Below are 15,628 nucleotides of genomic sequence, written 5' to 3' on the forward strand. Positions count from 1 at the left end.
CTTCTCCAGATTATTAAAAATTATGCTGAAAGATTAAAATTCGAATTTATAAATCAATATTTTTCAAGACATCTCTAAGGGCTTTCAGTTCTTCTTTTGTGAAGGTTAAACCTTTGCCCATTCTATCATAATTAGGAGACCACTCTCTAATATCATATTTTGTATCCTTATCGTTCCAACTAACTAGTTTTAACTCTTTTTTCCAGCCTTTTGGACTTTCAGAAATAACTCCAAAAGTTTCTAAAATATCAAATTTTATTTCTGCCATAAAACCTCCAAAATGATTTTTAAGTATATTTTAACATGCTTGTTTTCCAAGCATTCTAAAATTCTTAATCGCACTTAAATATCATGGTTAATATTGAATTTGCTGATACATTATATTTTCCAACATCTTAGTCAATTAAGGCTGATATATAATTTTTGACTTCTAAAAAATGCCCTGTAAAAGCAATATAATATCATTTGACAAAGAATAATACAGTATTATAATAGGATATATATCCACCCCCTATGGGGTGGGATAGGAGGTTATAGATAGATGCAAAAAGTAATTTTAAAAATAAATGGTATGAGTTGCGCATCATGTGCTATGAACGTAGAGAAGGCCCTAAAAAAGGTCGAGGGAGTAAAGAGTGCAGTAGTAAACCTTGTGACTGAAAAGGCCGTAGTTGAGGGAGATAATTTAGATCCAGAAAAATTATCCAGTTCAGTTGAAAAAGCTGGATATTCCTCCACTCTTGATCAGTTTGAAAAAGGTGACGTTCAAAGCAAAACCTATAAAATTGAAGGTATGAGCTGCGCCTCATGTGCTATGAACGTAGAGAAGGCCCTAAAAAAGGTCGAGGGAGTAAAGAGTGCAGTAGTAAACCTTACTACTGAAAAAGCTCTGGTAACCTTTGATCCCTTAAATTTCAGGGAAAGAAGTATTTTTGAAGCTGTAGAAAAAGCTGGATATAAAGCTATAAATGAAAAGAGAGAGTCAAAAGATGAGGCAGATGATTTTGCTGAAAAGTTAAGAAAGGCAAAGTTAAAAATGATTTACGCATGGGTAATTACTGCCCCATTGAGTTTAATTATGTTTTTAAATATGTTTTTTGGAATTGAATTTAAATATAACATGTTAATTAATATTGTTTTTTCTTTTCCCGTAATCTTCATAATAGGTATCGATCCTATAAAAAGTGCAATAAAGGCATTGATTCATAGAAATACAAATATGGATGTATTGATATTCTTTGGAGTTACATCATCTTATTTGACAGGTTTGTTAAATATTTTTGGTCAGAAAATAGCTGATTACTCAGCAGTGGGCGCTATGATTACTGGATTTTACCTTATTGGCCAATATCTCGAAAGTAAGGCAAAAGGAAAAGCCTCAGAAGAGGTAAAAAAATTACTAAATTTAAGCCCTAAAACAGCAAATCTTGTAAAAGAAGATGGTTCAATAGAAAAAATAGATGCAGACGACATTGCAATATCAGACATTCTTCTAGTGAAGCCCTCAGAACAAATCCCTTCAGACTCAATAGTTGTTGAAGGCGATACCGCCGTAGACGAATCAATGATTACAGGAGAAAGTTTGCCCGTGCCAAAGTCAACTGGAGATACCGTTATTGGCGGAACCATAAATCAGCTCGGTACCATAAAGGTTAAGGTGTCTCAGGTAGGAGAGAATACCGTCTTATCTAAAATTGCAAAATTAGTAGAAGACGCACAAAGCACTAAGGTACCAGTTCAGGCTTTTGCGGACAAGGTCATATCGGTATTCGTTCCTACAATTATAACCATAGCAATAGCAACCTTCCTAATCTGGTTCTTATTTCCATCATCATTGCATAAAATAGATCTTTGGGCAAAAGATTTTCTTCCATGGGTAAATCCCAATCTCAATTCAATTTCAGCCGCAATATACGCATCAGTCGCAACTCTTGTAATAGCCTGTCCTTGTGCATTAGGACTGGCCACTCCAACTGCCCTAATGGTAGGATTGGGTCTTGGAGCCTCTAAAGGTATATTAATCAGATCGGGTGAAGCGCTCGAGAGAGCAAAAGACATAGATGTGGTTGTGTTTGACAAGACAGGAACAATTACAGATAAAGAATTATACGTAACCGATATTTCTTCAAATATTGACAAAGATGAATTTATAAAGGTTGTCGCCTCACTTGAGAGTTACAGTGAGCACCCAATAGGTATTGCAATAAATAAATACGCAAAAGATAACAATATTATAAAAATAGACTTTCAGGGCGTAAAAGTAATTCCTGGATTGGGAGTAGAAGGCTATTTAAATAATAGAAAAATTAGCGTGGGAAGCCCTAAATTTATTGAAGGTATAGCCTCGATGGCAGATATAAATAAATCCAAATTTATGGGCAAAACCTTAGCAATAGCCTATGAAGAAGAAAGAGGTTTGTTGGGAATTATTGCCTTGTCCTTCAATATTAAAGCCAATGCAAAAGAGGCAATTGAACAAATTAAAAATATGGGCATTAAAACTATAATGCTGACAGGCGACAACGAAGAAACTGCAAAATATGTGGCAGACTCAGTTGGCATTGACGAGTATTTTGCAGATTTATTGCCTCAAGATAAGATATCGCATATTAAAAAACTCCAAGATATGGGACATATTGTAGCAATGGTTGGCGATGGCATAAATGACGCCCCATCTCTGAAACAATCTGATATAGGAATATCTATTGGAACTGGAACAGATATAGCTAAAGAAGCGAGCGATATTACGTTGATGACAGATGACCTGACAAATGTAACCAGGTCAATAAGATTATCGGTAGCAACGTTTAAAAAGATTAAACAAAATCTATTCTGGGCTTTTTTCTACAATATAATTGCAATTCCGTTTGCAGCTCTGGGAATGCTTCATCCTGTCATAGCTGAAGCAGCAATGGCTACAAGCTCAGTGTTTGTAGTCACAAACTCTATTAGGCTTAGAAATTTTAAGATATAAATTCTATTTAGGAGGTTAAAAATGTTTAAAAAGAATTTCGTAAAACCGATCATCTTTATTTTGGCATTAGCATCTCTGTTAGTTTTTGGATATGCTTATAGCAATGGGTTTTGTGCATACGGAAACGGATATGGTCCTGGTATGATGAATGGAAACGGAAATGGTTCGGGAAATGGATATGGACCCGGGAATGGATACGGTCCTGGGATGATGAATGGCTATAACAATGGTCAGAGTAGCTATCAAACCATACCTACAAGTCAGTTAAAGAGTTTTTCAGATCTTATTGGCAACGTAACAGTTGACGATAAGAACAATTCAATCACCTTCAACGATCAAAACGCTGTTATACCCATAGTAGCCTCTCCAAATGACAACGCAATGTATTCGTTCGGAGTTGGAAACCTAATAAATCCAACTATTATTGTTAGAAAAAATGCCAATATAACTCTGAAACTCGTAAACAATGATGATGATATGTATCATGGAATAATAATTACAAATACCGCACCTCCATATCCATATACAGTCATGATGAATATATCTTTAGCTTTCCAGTATTCTGCAATCAGACCCTTGTCTTATGAAGACAAACAAAATAAACTTTTGGCAACTGGATCTACAGAATTTAGTGCAAATACACCCGGAACATATTATTATGTATGTCAGGTACCAGGGCATGCTCAGCAAGGCATGTATGGAAAATTTATAATCTTAGATAAGTAGGTTAACAAATAAATTTAAAGGAGCAAAAAAATGACAGATAAAGTTATTATCTACACATCGCCAGGATGTCCCGACTGCGCTTCTGTGAAGAATTGGCTCAAAAAAAATGACATACAGTATTCTGAGATTGACATCACCGCTCCAGGCAAGGCAGATGAAGCTTTTGAAAAGTTCGGTGTCAGAATAGCTCCGATTACAGTAGTTAAAGATCAATTTTTTTATGGAACGTTTAAGGATCAAAAACCAAATTTAGAAAAAATATTTAAAAATTCTCGAGGTGAGTAAGATGAAAGTATATGTATCAGGTATGACATGCATGCATTGTAAGATGACAGTTGAAAGGTTATTTTCTCAAATAGACTCGGTAGAGAAAGTTGAAGTGGATTTATCAACAGGCATAGTCGATGTTAAGAGCAGCAAAAAAATTAGCAAAGAAGAATTGGAAAAATCCTTAGAAGATACAGCTTATAAGGTAGAGAAAGTTGAATAATAGCAGCAAACCAGAGCCTTTTCATAAAGATGCCTTAAAGTTGCTAAAAACAGCCAGGGGCCACATCGATGGCGTAATAAAGATGATTGAAGAAGAAAGATATTGTATAGATATATCAAATCAAATTCTGGCAATTATTGCTATTTTAAAAAAATCTAACACATCTGTCTTAAACAAGCACATAGACAGATGTGTTAGGAACGCAGTAAGCAGTAACGAAGTAGATGAAAAGATTATAGAGCTTCAAAATATTATGAAATATATAGAAAAAACCAAATAAACTAATCTATATCGACTTCCTCATACCAGTTATCGCTCCATTCTGATGGTTCTGATAGGAGTTCTTGGATTATTTCAAGGTTGACCATAAGGTTTCCATAACTTTCATCAAACTCATCTTCAGAATAGGCATCTAATTCATCAAAATACCTGTCGCGCCATATCCCGATAAAGTCAAAAACCTGAGGCAAAAATGAAAAATTAACTTCAGAAACCCAAGGTTCATTTTCGTCGTTTAATTCATAATAAATGCTGATATCGGGTTCTTCTTCTCTATCAGAATCAAGAAGCCAGATTTTAACTTCCTTTTCTACGTCATCTACAAAATATGAGCCAAAATCACTTTCAAAATTTTCAATATAATCAAGATCGTTATTTTCCACTTTTTATGCCTCCTATATTTATTAATTTATCGCCAAACAAGTCAGAAAAAGAGCTCCAAATACCTTCGTCACCTGATTCCAGCTTCCATATTGCAAAACCGCCAAGATTGTATCTATGAATAAGTTTAAGTTTATTTGTCATTGTAACATTATTGTCAAACCACATTTCATGTTTTAAATTATACCTGTAAAAGCTAACATGATAAAGACCATATTTATCGTCAAATTGCGGCGTCAAGTTATTAGTCTCAAGATATCCCTTTATTTTTTGACTGTCAATAGGCTTTACCTTAACGATATTGCCTGAGGTGTTCTCAATCCACTCTCTTGTGTAAAAAGGAATGCCCAATAATATCTTATTAGAATTTACATCCTTCAAGGTATCCCTCAAACCCTTCTCCATCCAAGGAATAGACGCAGTAGGTCCAGCATGTTCAGAGCCATTTGAAAATTCGTCATAGGTCATCAGAACAAGGTAATCGCTATATTCTGATATCGTTTTTCTATCATAGCACAAAGACCATGAAGAGTTATTATCAGGTACAGTAACATCTACAGACAATGCTATATCTGAGTTTTTTAACATATTATTTAATTTTTCAACAAAATGGTTAAAATTTTTGATGTCAGACTTATCCATATTTTCAAAATCAACATTAACTCCATCTAAATGGTACATCAAGGCGTATGTAAAAATTTGATTAATAGCATTGTCTATACCATATTCGCTTTCGAACAACTTATGTGTCAGGTTAGGGTTAAACTTATTATTAAATAGGCCCCAAACTCTATATCCCTTTTCATGAAGATAGTTTACGACACCAATATCAGCATTATTATTAAAGTTCCCAAAACTGTCTTCCAGAGAAAACCAGGTAAAACAAACTGTATTAATGTTTGAATTTAAATCAAATCTTTTAAGATCTGAAAAATTTTTTGCCACGCTAAACCCTAAACCAACCATTCCGTTATACTTCTTTTCTTTAGAAGGCAGGGGCAATCCTTTGTCGTGTTCTAAAAGATAGTAATCCCCATTATCTTTAATATTAAAATTAAACAAGCTTGAAAGGGAGAGAATGTCTATATAATAATTGCCATTTATATTCTCTAAGGGAAAATTCATTGACTCAAGCGATAGATTATCTTTATTTATTAAATTTAACTTAACATCAAAAATATATATTCTTTTTTCTTTTGGATTTATCAAAAAGTTTTTGTTAGTGATTAATTTAATATTATTAGCCATCATAAAGAGCCCATCGTTATTTTTTATTAAGACTCCTGCTGGCTTGTCAGGATACTTATCTACATACAGTTGTTTATCAAAAGCACAGATTTGCCCAAAGGCAGCAAAAACAAAAATGAATATAGTTGAAAGAATTAGTTTATACATTTGTAGAATAGAATAGCAAAATGGGTGAAAATTTTCAATAATATTATTTAGCTTTCCAAAAAAATTATTATAAAAAAATTTGACAATATTTTCTGATATAATTTGTTAAAACATTACTTGGGAGGAATACCATGATAATCTGGCAATATTATCCAAAATTTTCAAATTTACCAGAATTTATCGATCAGGTTTTGCAGGCTTTTGTGTTTAATGAAGACAAGATAGACTCATCACAAAAGCATCTATCACATCAAGATATCTTTGGTTTGGTAGAAAATGAACTTAGAGAGCTCGGGTTTGAAATAAAAACAAAAAATGGTGATACTGAGGGAGAAATTGAGATTCCAGTTAACTATGGATTAAATGGCAAACCAGAATTATCATTTTTTACAGAATGTTATCAAGAAGATTACAAATGCATAATTGACGTTAATGGAAACGATAATAAATCAATAAATAGATGTTACAGGGTACTGCTCCAATCATCAATAATTCCAGGGGTGGAATATCTTATAATGGTTCTTCCGAATGAACCATCGAATCCATCCCAATTTTTTAAGATAAAAGAATTTCTTGACGTACTATATAGTTCAAAGCAGGGCATAAACTTAAAGGGACTACTAATAATCGGCTATTAAAACTTAAAAAATAGAGATATAAAGCTGGCTATTATATAAAAAAAGGAGCTAAATATAAGATAAAAAATTGAGAAGATTGAAATAGTAAAATAGTAAATTGAAAAAAGTGCAATTGTAAAAAATTTGTTTATTTTACAGTATTTGTTATATAAAAAAATTACAAGCGATATAGCTAATGACCAAGCCCAAATAGCTGGCAAAAAACCGCTTTTTATGACTGAAAACAGGCTCAATATCAGCGGCATAAAGTACAAAATTAGGAGTTCAATTATAAACAGCTTTATCTTGCCATTTAACTGATTGACTACCACATATCTAAAATTAAATCTGCCGTAGTCATCCTGATATTGAAATTCTTCAATCTTTTTTAATCTGTTATCGTCTTTATCAGACGGATATATATCGTTCACAATATTACCTCCAGTTTAACTACTTTAGAAAATTAACTTATAATAGAACAATACATTATATTATGAGTTTTATGAAAGGAGCAATTAATGAAGGCACTTGCTATCAGCGGAAGCGCAAAAAAGGGTGGAAACACTGCTTTCATGCTAAAGACGGTTTTAGAAGGACTTGAAAAAGATGGCATACAAACCGAGCTCATAGAACTTGCAGACGAGGAAATAAAATCCTGCACTGCTTGTTATAAGTGCTTTAAAAATAGAGATAAGAAATGCGTAATAAAGGATGACAATCTAAATCATTATATCCAAAAATTGATAGAATCAGATATTATAATTCTTGGTTCCCCAGTATATCTGGTGGACATCACTCCAAAGCTTATTGCGTTTATGGAGAGATGCGGTATGGTTTCAATAGCAAACAAATATCTGTTAAAAAGAAAAATTGGTGCAGGCATAGTAGTAAGATATAGAAGAGCAGGAGCAATTCATGGTCTTGATTCGATAAACCATTTCTTTTTAGTAGAACAGATGATTGTTGTTGGCTCAAATTACCTAAACATTGGAGTCGGAAGGGGCTCGGAAGCGACTATTCTTGCAGATAGTGAGATTGATGAAGAGGGCATAAAAACAATGATTGATCTAGCTCGTAATATTTCATGGCTTGTTAAAGAAAAATATCAATAACATATTTAGGAGGTTAGTAAATTATGAAGGCTTTAGCTATCAACTCAAGTGCAAGAAAAGACTCGAATACTGCAATAATGCTAAATACAGTGTTGGGCGAATTATCAAAGGACGGGATTGAAACAGAGCTATACCAAATGGCTGGAAAGAACATTCATGGTTGCACAGCATGTTATAAGTGTATTGCAAACAAAGATAAGCGTTGTGCCGTGGACGATGATATATTCAACGAGTGCTTTGAAAAGATGATCAGCTCTGATATTATTCTGCTTGGCTCCCCTATCTACTTTGCAGACATTACTCCCGAATTAAAATGTTTAATAGATAGGGCTGGAATGGTAGGCAGAGCCAATGACTTCCTCTTCAAAAGAAAACTCGGTGCTGCAATAATAGCCAACAGGAGAGCTGGTGGAATTCACGGCTTTGATAGCGTCAATCACTTTTTCTTAATCGAACAAATGATTGTTGTTGGGTCAAGTTATTGGAATATAGGCATTGGCAAAAACAAGGGAGAAGTAGAAAAAGATGAAGAGGGCATAAAAACCTTGATAGACTTAGCTCACAATATTAGTTGGCTTGCTAAGAAGCTGATATAGTAATAGTCAAAGTTCTCGCTTTGCTCCAATTATATCCTTCAGGAACAAGGGTGATGATGGTAGCTCCCTGCTTTTCTGCCTGAAAAAGGCCATTACCCTTGTAGGATATATTTCCAAAGCTGTATATAATTCTGCAAGTAGAGTCTTCTAACGGATTTAGCCTTCTTAACAACATTTTTTGACCAACCTTTAATCTAACCTCATCGTTAGAAAGCCATGATATTTCATTTTTGTCAACCCTATATGTTACCAGAAAAGCATTTTGATCAATCGAGTTTTCATTTGCAGCGAAATTATCAGGATAGCTAAGAGAGTCGCCCTCTAAACTTTTTTCAAATTTTTCTCCATCCCAAACGTAAAACCACCTCTTATCAGAAGATGTCAGTTCATAACCCCCATCAAAAGTCTTGATACTTCCCTGGAACAAAGATTCTCCTTCTGCTATATCGACAAGCCTGCCATCCTTTACCAAAAATATTTTATAGTTAAGAAACGCTCCGCTTCCTTCCCTATCCCAGACTAATAGTGCGCTTGGATTATTGTTATCAAGAGGAAAAACTTTAAAGGTTGGATTTTGATAATTTAAAACAAGGCGATCTAAATTTTTAAATATTATTCCCTCACCCACAGTAGAAAAAAGATCAAGATCGGTAAGATTGTTCTCATCGATAGATACCACAATCCAGCACTTATTGCCATCGCTATTGTTAACAGGATATACATTCAAGATTTTGTTAAGAGGCAGATAAAGAGATAACCTATTCGATATGTCGCTTTGAGCATGCACGGCGGCTTCGTTTGCAAAAGAGATATCGCTTGAAAAGAGCAAAAATAATAAGCAGATCAAATATAAAGAAATAACTTTATTCACAATAAAATCTCCTAAGTTAGTATTAACTAATTCTACTATAAAACTACATAACATAAAAAGCTGCCTGAAAGAATCAGATCAAAACCTTTTTTCTCTCAGACAGCTTAAAACTTATAACATTAAGATAGGGTGCTAAAAAAAGTTTTTTCCTTTTCTAAGAATCTTTTACACAATGTGGCAAAGTGTTTATAAAAAGATTCTTCCAACTTACGAGATATTTCTTCAAAAAATATATGAGCCCAATTTAAAATAAATCTGTTAAAAAAGTTTTTTTCATAAAGCAGAGCACTATTTTTATCCTTACTTTCTGAGACAATTAAAATAGACATAAATGCGCAGATTATAGAAATATGGTCGCTTCTATGAATGCTAGAAAAATCTATCCCATAATTACCATATATAGTGTTCAGCTCCTCTGGCAATGAGTAAAATTCGTTATTATCCCGAAATTCCTTATAACTAATATAAGCGCTTGCAAAGGGTGGAATAAAATAATTCGCAACAGGTATCACAAAAGACATTTCGAATATCTGATTTAATCTCGACATTTCTTTTTCGTCACCCAGAGCAAGCAATATGTGATTCATACATTTCTCAGAAGTATTTTTATCTTCTAAATACTCTCCAAGAAAATCCCATAACTCTAAACTTGATAGTCTGTTACAAAGTTCTTTATCAGGATTAAGTATAAAAATATCAGAGATAATATTGTATATAGTTTTTCTTTCAAGGTTAAAGTCATCGAGGTTGTTTATCAATTACTTATACCTTTTCAATCTTTACAGGAGTATCATAATAAACCATACCGCCCGCAACATCGCTTTGAAGTACCGTGGTCCATCCATCTTTTGCCGCTATAGAAGGATCTAAGAGCATCAAGTGGTTTGGATGAATGCCTGCATTTCTTGCCGGATCTCCAACATATTTTTTACCGTCGATATACCATTCTCCAGAACCATAAAGCCATCTTCCAAAAGCTTGAGAATAAGTAATTACTCCCGGCCTAAGTGCAAATTTTATTCTCACCCTGCAAACAATACCCTTTGAGTAGGAAGGAGAGATCAGTCTTACGGTATCTCCATTATCTAATTTTAATTTTTTTGCGTCAACCTCACTTATCTCAAGGAAGTTTCCAGGCAACAGCTCTAACAACCACGGATCTGAAATAGTCCTCGACTTTGAATGTATAGGAACCTTGTAAGTAGAAAGCATAAATGGATATTCTTTCCTTGAGTAAATCTCATATATAGGCTGTCCCATCATATTCTTTGGCGGCTCAAGTCTCACACATCCATCGAATCGTTCTCCAGTAATAGCGTTGTGTGTAACCGCGACCGTTTCGTTGTAGAGTTCAATGACATTTTTGCTGTTGCCCAGCCTGTGTGTTACCCATTCGGGTTCACCAAATGGCAGATATCCAACATCATAATCTTCATAGCGTCCGCCTCTGGCTAATACATAAGCAGCCTTTTTCCATTCATTTCCCTTCAAAGCATTTGGATATTTTTTCATATATTCTTCAACGCTTTTCATATCATAGGCATCCCCATCAGGAACGGGTCCTTGTTTTACAATCTTGTTACCATCAAGCTTTAATAGGGTCTTGTCATCCATTCCTATGTTTACCAACATCTTTAAATAATACTCTTCACGAATAGTCAGCTGAGAACCGTCCAAAAAGGCGTTCTTACCAAAGCCTGGCAAACCAATTTTTATCGCAAGATCTATTAAGAAGTTTTCCATTGTAATAGGCTTACCATCTTTGGTCTTCTCTGTTATGGGCTCAATTACAGGCTGTCTTACAGATATTCTTGAAGTAGGATATGTTGGAAATCCTGGCAGCATACCCCATGTTTCCAAATACGTTGCATCAGGAATTATGTAATCGGCATAGCTAGAGCTCTCAGCTATGACAATATCGCTTGCAATAAACAATGGTACTTTATTTAAATCTTTTATCATCCTTATCCACATCAAAGACTCATCATCAGCTCCGCCCATACCTGGCTGTGCCCATGCAGGGTTTGCCATGTGCTGAAAGAGTATCTTTACAGGGTATGGATACTGGAAATAAGTTCCACCCCATATCTCATGCCATATCCCAAATCCGAATGGAAACCATGGTCTTTCAGCAGGAAAGGGATTGCCGCCATTTTCAGACCTCTTCTTGTATTCACTCGTTTTCTCGTAAAAGCTGCCCTCTCTCGAAATTTTTACGCCCTTTGGCGCAACAAAATTCGGCCATTTCGCAAGGTCGTATGGGCCATTCATATAATTTGCTGAAGGAGCGCCATTGATATAGCCTCCCTTCCAGTCAATGTTCCCTATCAGGACATTTAGAAGCATGACAGCCCTTGCATTGTAATAGCCATTTGCATGCATTGCTGCACCCCTATATATATCAGCAACAGCCTTTCTTCCATGTGAAGTAAATTCATCTGCAAGTTTTATAAAGGTCTCTTTTGAAATGCCGCATTCTTTTTGATATTCATCATAACTGTGTGATGAAACTTCTTGCCATAGATATTGCATAGCCGTCATACACTGCACACCATTTACCGTCACAGGTTCAAGAGACAAATATCCTGTAGGCCACAAGTTAGCTTTCGTGCAATCAGATGCCTTAGTTGGAGAGCCAGATTGTTTATCTATGACCATACCCTTGTCTACAAAAGCACCATAATTTGGATTGCCCTTATCAACTATGACCAAATAACTTGAATTAGAAAAGTTTGGTTCTCCCTGCTTTGTGGCTGCATCAAAATTAGGAACTTCTAAGTATTTTTCGTTATACCTTTTATTTTCTATAATCCATCTAATCATCCCCATTGCAAAAGCACCGTCGCCGCCAGGTTTTATAGGCACAAAATCAGCATGTGATATTTGATTACCTCCTGTTGGGTCAATATATACTACCTTTTTCCCGCTTGACGTGGCCTCAGCAGATCTTCTTGCCAGAGTTTGCATCGGAAAGTTAGCCTGATAATAATTAGAGCCAAAAACTAAAACCAACTCACAATTTGGCTGATCAGGCTTTAGCATGTTAGAGGGAACTACTGAATGGGTCGCCACATGGTGCGTCAGCTCACAAACAGCAACGTGAGGCAGGGAGTTTACAGACCCAAAGGCATTTGCGAACCTGGTAATGAAGTTATTTTGCCCGCCTTCAGCCCTACCCCAATAGGCCACAAATTGATTAGTTTTTGGACCAAAATCAGGATATTGTTCATTTGCTGGCACAAATCTATTTTTACCATCGTTCCAGAGCTGTTTAAAACCTTCCACAAATCTATTCTCTTCACCTGGGACATCTTTAAACAGATAGCCGCCATTGTAAATTTCATCAAGCAATTGTTCATAAGATATTGTTTTAAATTTTTTTGAACCCCTTGGTCCAACTCTTTTCAATGGTTTGTATATCCTATAAGGATCGTAAACAGTCTGCCTGCCAGCCTGTCCTCTTGCACACAGCGAGTGCGAGCCGTTTGCATAAGGTTTAGATGTGTCAAAGGTAGAACCCACATACATAATAGCCTCTTTTGGTGAATCAGAGTATTTAATTTGAGGTTCTGTATCGTGAATGTCATAAGGGCTACCGTCTAACTTTAATATTGTACCCTTATACACTCTTGCCATCAGAGCACAATCGCTGTGACACTGTTTACATGTTGAGAACTTTACCTCAACTCCTGGCCAATTCTCTACTCGACCCGGATAAATCAGCTTACCATCATACCCAAAATATCTAGGCAGATCTTGCTGACTCGCTCCCACACCGACTCCAGCAGCACAAACTCCAAATGTCAAATACTTTAAGAAATCTCTTCTATTCATGTTCATATTAAACCACCTTTAATTGTCTACTGAATTTGTTTGATTTTCAAAGCCATTCTTATTCGAATCTTCCCAACCAAACAGCCATCCAAGGATAAAAAATATTACTATTGACAAACAAATCAAGCCAATTGAAGATAATATTCCATCAAAACCAAGCCATGGAAATTCAGGAATAATGGTACCTTGAGAAATCTTCGGTAGTAGCTGTCCGCCTATGACTGTATTGAACCTCATTGCGAAAACTCCTACCTGAACAAATATTGAGATTATTACCATCATAAGCTTAGACGTCCTTACGGGTTTAAATATCAACAAGATAAGCGGTATTATTAGACCAAGAAGTATTTGAACGACAAAGTAATTAAAGAACAAAACACCACCTGCATTATAAACCAAAGTCCAACCGTGGAATACGTCTGCTTCGGTGTATGCCCTAAATGAATAAAGTTTATCAATAAAATCTAAAAACAAATCAAATGCAATTGCAAATATCATAAATATTCCCAAGGCATTTAGCGTTTCTATATTTACAACGTTTTTCTTAGAGTAATATGAATATCCAATGACATAAAGCAAGGTAACAAGAGCTGCGCCTGAGACAATGGCAGAGGTTATAAACATAAGCATCATAACAGAACTTGTCCACAAAGCCCTGGCTTTTATAGCGCCAAATACAAAACCAATGTATCCGTGAAAAGCGAATGCGAGAGGAACGCCTATTGCAGAGATTATAAAAAGAGCCTTTCTGTCTTTTAACAGAGATTCTTTTGAAATATTATTGTTGCCAAAAGTCAAAAACCTTGCTATAGACCCCCTAATACCGCTTAGCTTGGATTTCTCAATATTTTCGACCCTATAGTCAAAGTACATTTCAAAAAACATTAATATTACATACAGTGTCCATATTATTATAAACACACTCAGTGGAGAATATGGAAAGTGATCTCTAAAATAAAGTTCCAATGGCGCTTTTGCTGGTTGCAAACTATCTACCAATGGGGCAAGAGCAGCTATCAAAACCATAGCAAAGCTTGAGGTAGCAGCTAACTTCGCAACTGGCTCAAACTGTTTAAACCCAAATAGGTGGGCAAGAGAGTCAATTACAAAGGCCCCAGCCATCAAACCCGACAAAAATGGGTAGATAACTATTGGCAGTCCCCAAATTGCAGTTTCTAAAAATTGTCCTCCTAGCATAACTTCCTCCTATTTTTCGAATTCTTTAAACGGATTCTTGTGCTCTTCAATTTTTGGCAAATCAACTTCACCGCCAAGCTTTTTATAAGCTGTAGTATTAAAACCTATAGTGTATGTATATTCCATAAAAACCTTGTCCATACTCGTATTACCCTCAAGATTTCCGTTCAGATCAATATAAAAGACTTGAGGCTCTGTCCCCTGAGACATTTTTAATCTGGCAGTAGGGTACTGGCTAATAAGCCTGGACACTTCGCTCTTTGGATCGTTTAAATCACCAAAAATTCTTGCCCTGCCCACGCAGCTGGTAACGCATGCCGGCTCAAGACCTGCATCAATTCTATGAACGCACAAAGTACACTTATCAGCAGTTTTTGTAACAGGATTAAAAAATCTCATATTATATGGACATGCCTCTATACAAGTGCCGCACCCAATACACTTTTCATAGTCTACTAGAACTATTCCGTCTTGCCTCTTAAAAGTTGCTTTTACAGGACAGGCCTCCACACAGGGTGGTTCATCACAGTGATTGCAAAGCCTAGGGAGCATAAATTTCTTAACATTAGGTTCATAGTTTCCATCATCTGTAACAACCATACCGTTTGGGGAGCTTTCCATTGAACCAGTTTCCATTACTTGCACAACCGTCCTGAACACCCCTAATGGGACGTTGTTCTCACTCTTACAAGCAATTACACAGGCCTGGCAACCCACGCACTTTCTAGTATCAATTACCATTACCCAGTGGTGTTTTGGTTTAGTTTTGTCAATTTCGTGAAAATTGTCATACCAAACAGGTAAATTTTTGGGATTTAATAACTTATCCCAATCATTCCAGCCATCTTTGTCATCAAGAACGGGATTTTCCCATCCCATCCATCTGTGATTATTAATTGGACCGGTAGGCAAATTAGCATTATTTTTTTCTGCAGCATCTGCGCTATCTGATGAATTGAGTATACTTAAAGCAAATAGACCACCCAGACCCAATGCGATGCTTTTGACCAACCAAGACATAAAATTAGCTGATAGACGTTCTTGGTTAGCATCGTCATCTGCTTCTTTTAACGAAAAATCGCTGCGGTAGCTCACATAAACACCTCCCAATAAAAATTAATAGAAAATGAAAAGTTCATAATTATATAATATCTTA

17 protein-coding genes are annotated in these 15,628 nt (G+C 35.6%); 8 read left to right on the forward strand and 9 right to left on the reverse strand.

Features of this window, described 5'->3' with window-relative positions:
- Positions 1-46: 46 nt before the first annotated feature.
- Positions 47-268: a YdbC family protein gene (locus V4762_RS03225; RefSeq protein WP_347314340.1), complete on the reverse strand. Its 222-nt coding sequence runs from the start codon at positions 266-268 to the stop codon at positions 47-49.
- A gap of 273 nt (positions 269-541) precedes the next feature.
- Here V4762_RS03225 and V4762_RS03230 point away from each other — a divergent pair, with 273 nt between their 5' ends.
- Genes V4762_RS03230 through V4762_RS03250 form a run of 5 tightly spaced genes read left to right on the forward strand, consistent with a single transcriptional unit; the run spans position 542 to position 4,470 of the window.
- A complete protein-coding gene (locus V4762_RS03230; RefSeq protein ID WP_347314341.1) occupies positions 542-2,974 on the forward strand; it encodes a heavy metal translocating P-type ATPase in 2,433 nt (810 codons plus the stop codon).
- Between the two features lie 21 nt (positions 2,975-2,995).
- On the forward strand, positions 2,996-3,700 hold the full coding sequence (locus tag V4762_RS03235) for a sulfocyanin-like copper-binding protein (RefSeq protein ID WP_347314342.1): 705 nt from the start codon (positions 2,996-2,998) through the stop codon (positions 3,698-3,700).
- A gap of 30 nt (positions 3,701-3,730) precedes the next feature.
- On the forward strand, positions 3,731-3,985 hold the full coding sequence (locus V4762_RS03240) for a glutaredoxin family protein (protein WP_347314343.1): 255 nt from the start codon (positions 3,731-3,733) through the stop codon (positions 3,983-3,985).
- Position 3,986: 1 nt separating this feature from the next.
- Positions 3,987-4,190: a heavy-metal-associated domain-containing protein gene (locus V4762_RS03245; RefSeq protein ID WP_347314344.1), complete on the forward strand. Its 204-nt coding sequence runs from the start codon at positions 3,987-3,989 to the stop codon at positions 4,188-4,190.
- Positions 4,183-4,470, forward strand: coding sequence for a metal-sensing transcriptional repressor (locus tag V4762_RS03250; protein WP_347314345.1), 288 nt, complete (start codon positions 4,183-4,185; stop codon positions 4,468-4,470). The genes V4762_RS03245 and V4762_RS03250 overlap by 8 nt, the downstream gene beginning before the upstream one ends.
- A 1-nt stretch (position 4,471) precedes the next feature.
- Here the strand turns inward: V4762_RS03250 and V4762_RS03255 are convergent, their stop codons facing one another.
- Both V4762_RS03255 and V4762_RS03260 read right to left on the reverse strand, forming a co-directional pair.
- Positions 4,472-4,852, reverse strand: a complete 381-nt coding sequence (locus V4762_RS03255) for a hypothetical protein (RefSeq protein WP_347314346.1) — start codon at positions 4,850-4,852, stop codon at positions 4,472-4,474.
- Positions 4,842-6,245, reverse strand: coding sequence for a glycosyl hydrolase family 18 protein (locus V4762_RS03260; protein WP_347314347.1), 1,404 nt, complete (start codon positions 6,243-6,245; stop codon positions 4,842-4,844). The genes V4762_RS03255 and V4762_RS03260 overlap by 11 nt, the downstream gene beginning before the upstream one ends.
- Positions 6,246-6,376: 131 nt before the next feature.
- Between V4762_RS03260 and V4762_RS03265 the strand changes: the two genes are divergently transcribed.
- Complete coding sequence (locus tag V4762_RS03265; protein ID WP_347314348.1) at positions 6,377-6,883, forward strand: hypothetical protein; 507 nt, start codon at positions 6,377-6,379, stop codon at positions 6,881-6,883.
- Here V4762_RS03265 and V4762_RS03270 read toward each other — a convergent pair.
- The gene (locus V4762_RS03270; RefSeq protein ID WP_347314349.1) at positions 6,880-7,293 is read right to left on the reverse strand and encodes a hypothetical protein; all 414 of its coding nucleotides are present in this window, start codon (positions 7,291-7,293) and stop codon (positions 6,880-6,882) included. The genes V4762_RS03265 and V4762_RS03270 overlap by 4 nt on opposite strands.
- Before the next feature lie 87 nt (positions 7,294-7,380).
- On the opposite strand from V4762_RS03270, the gene V4762_RS03275 reads away from it, so the two are divergent.
- Positions 7,381-7,974: a flavodoxin family protein gene (locus V4762_RS03275; RefSeq protein WP_347314350.1), complete on the forward strand. Its 594-nt coding sequence runs from the start codon at positions 7,381-7,383 to the stop codon at positions 7,972-7,974.
- Between the two features lie 23 nt (positions 7,975-7,997).
- Positions 7,998-8,570 carry a flavodoxin family protein gene (locus V4762_RS03280; RefSeq protein ID WP_347314351.1) on the forward strand — a complete coding sequence of 191 codons (573 nt, stop codon included), beginning with the start codon at positions 7,998-8,000 and terminating at the stop codon, positions 8,568-8,570.
- Here V4762_RS03280 and V4762_RS03285 read toward each other — a convergent pair.
- The 5 genes from V4762_RS03285 to dsrO form a co-directional block, all read right to left on the reverse strand.
- Positions 8,554-9,441 carry a hypothetical protein gene (locus tag V4762_RS03285; protein WP_347314352.1) on the reverse strand — a complete coding sequence of 296 codons (888 nt, stop codon included), beginning with the start codon at positions 9,439-9,441 and terminating at the stop codon, positions 8,554-8,556. The genes V4762_RS03280 and V4762_RS03285 overlap by 17 nt on opposite strands.
- 119 nt (positions 9,442-9,560) lie before the next feature.
- A complete protein-coding gene (locus V4762_RS03290; RefSeq protein ID WP_108308461.1) occupies positions 9,561-10,199 on the reverse strand; it encodes a TorD/DmsD family molecular chaperone in 639 nt (212 codons plus the stop codon).
- Between the two features lie 4 nt (positions 10,200-10,203).
- Positions 10,204-13,281, reverse strand: coding sequence for a molybdopterin-dependent oxidoreductase (locus V4762_RS03295; protein WP_347314353.1), 3,078 nt, complete (start codon positions 13,279-13,281; stop codon positions 10,204-10,206).
- Between the two features lie 12 nt (positions 13,282-13,293).
- Positions 13,294-14,472: an NrfD/PsrC family molybdoenzyme membrane anchor subunit gene (gene nrfD, locus V4762_RS03300; protein ID WP_347314354.1), complete on the reverse strand. Its 1,179-nt coding sequence runs from the start codon at positions 14,470-14,472 to the stop codon at positions 13,294-13,296.
- A 9-nt stretch (positions 14,473-14,481) separates the two neighbouring features.
- Entirely contained in the window at positions 14,482-15,567 is a 1,086-nt protein-coding gene (dsrO, locus tag V4762_RS03305; RefSeq protein ID WP_347314355.1) for a sulfate reduction electron transfer complex DsrMKJOP subunit DsrO, read from the reverse strand.
- Between the last annotated feature and the right edge of the window lie 61 nt (positions 15,568-15,628).

The sequence above is a fragment of the Thermodesulfobium sp. 4217-1 genome (assembly GCF_039822205.1).
Taxonomy (GTDB): domain Bacteria; phylum Thermodesulfobiota; class Thermodesulfobiia; order Thermodesulfobiales; family Thermodesulfobiaceae; genus Thermodesulfobium.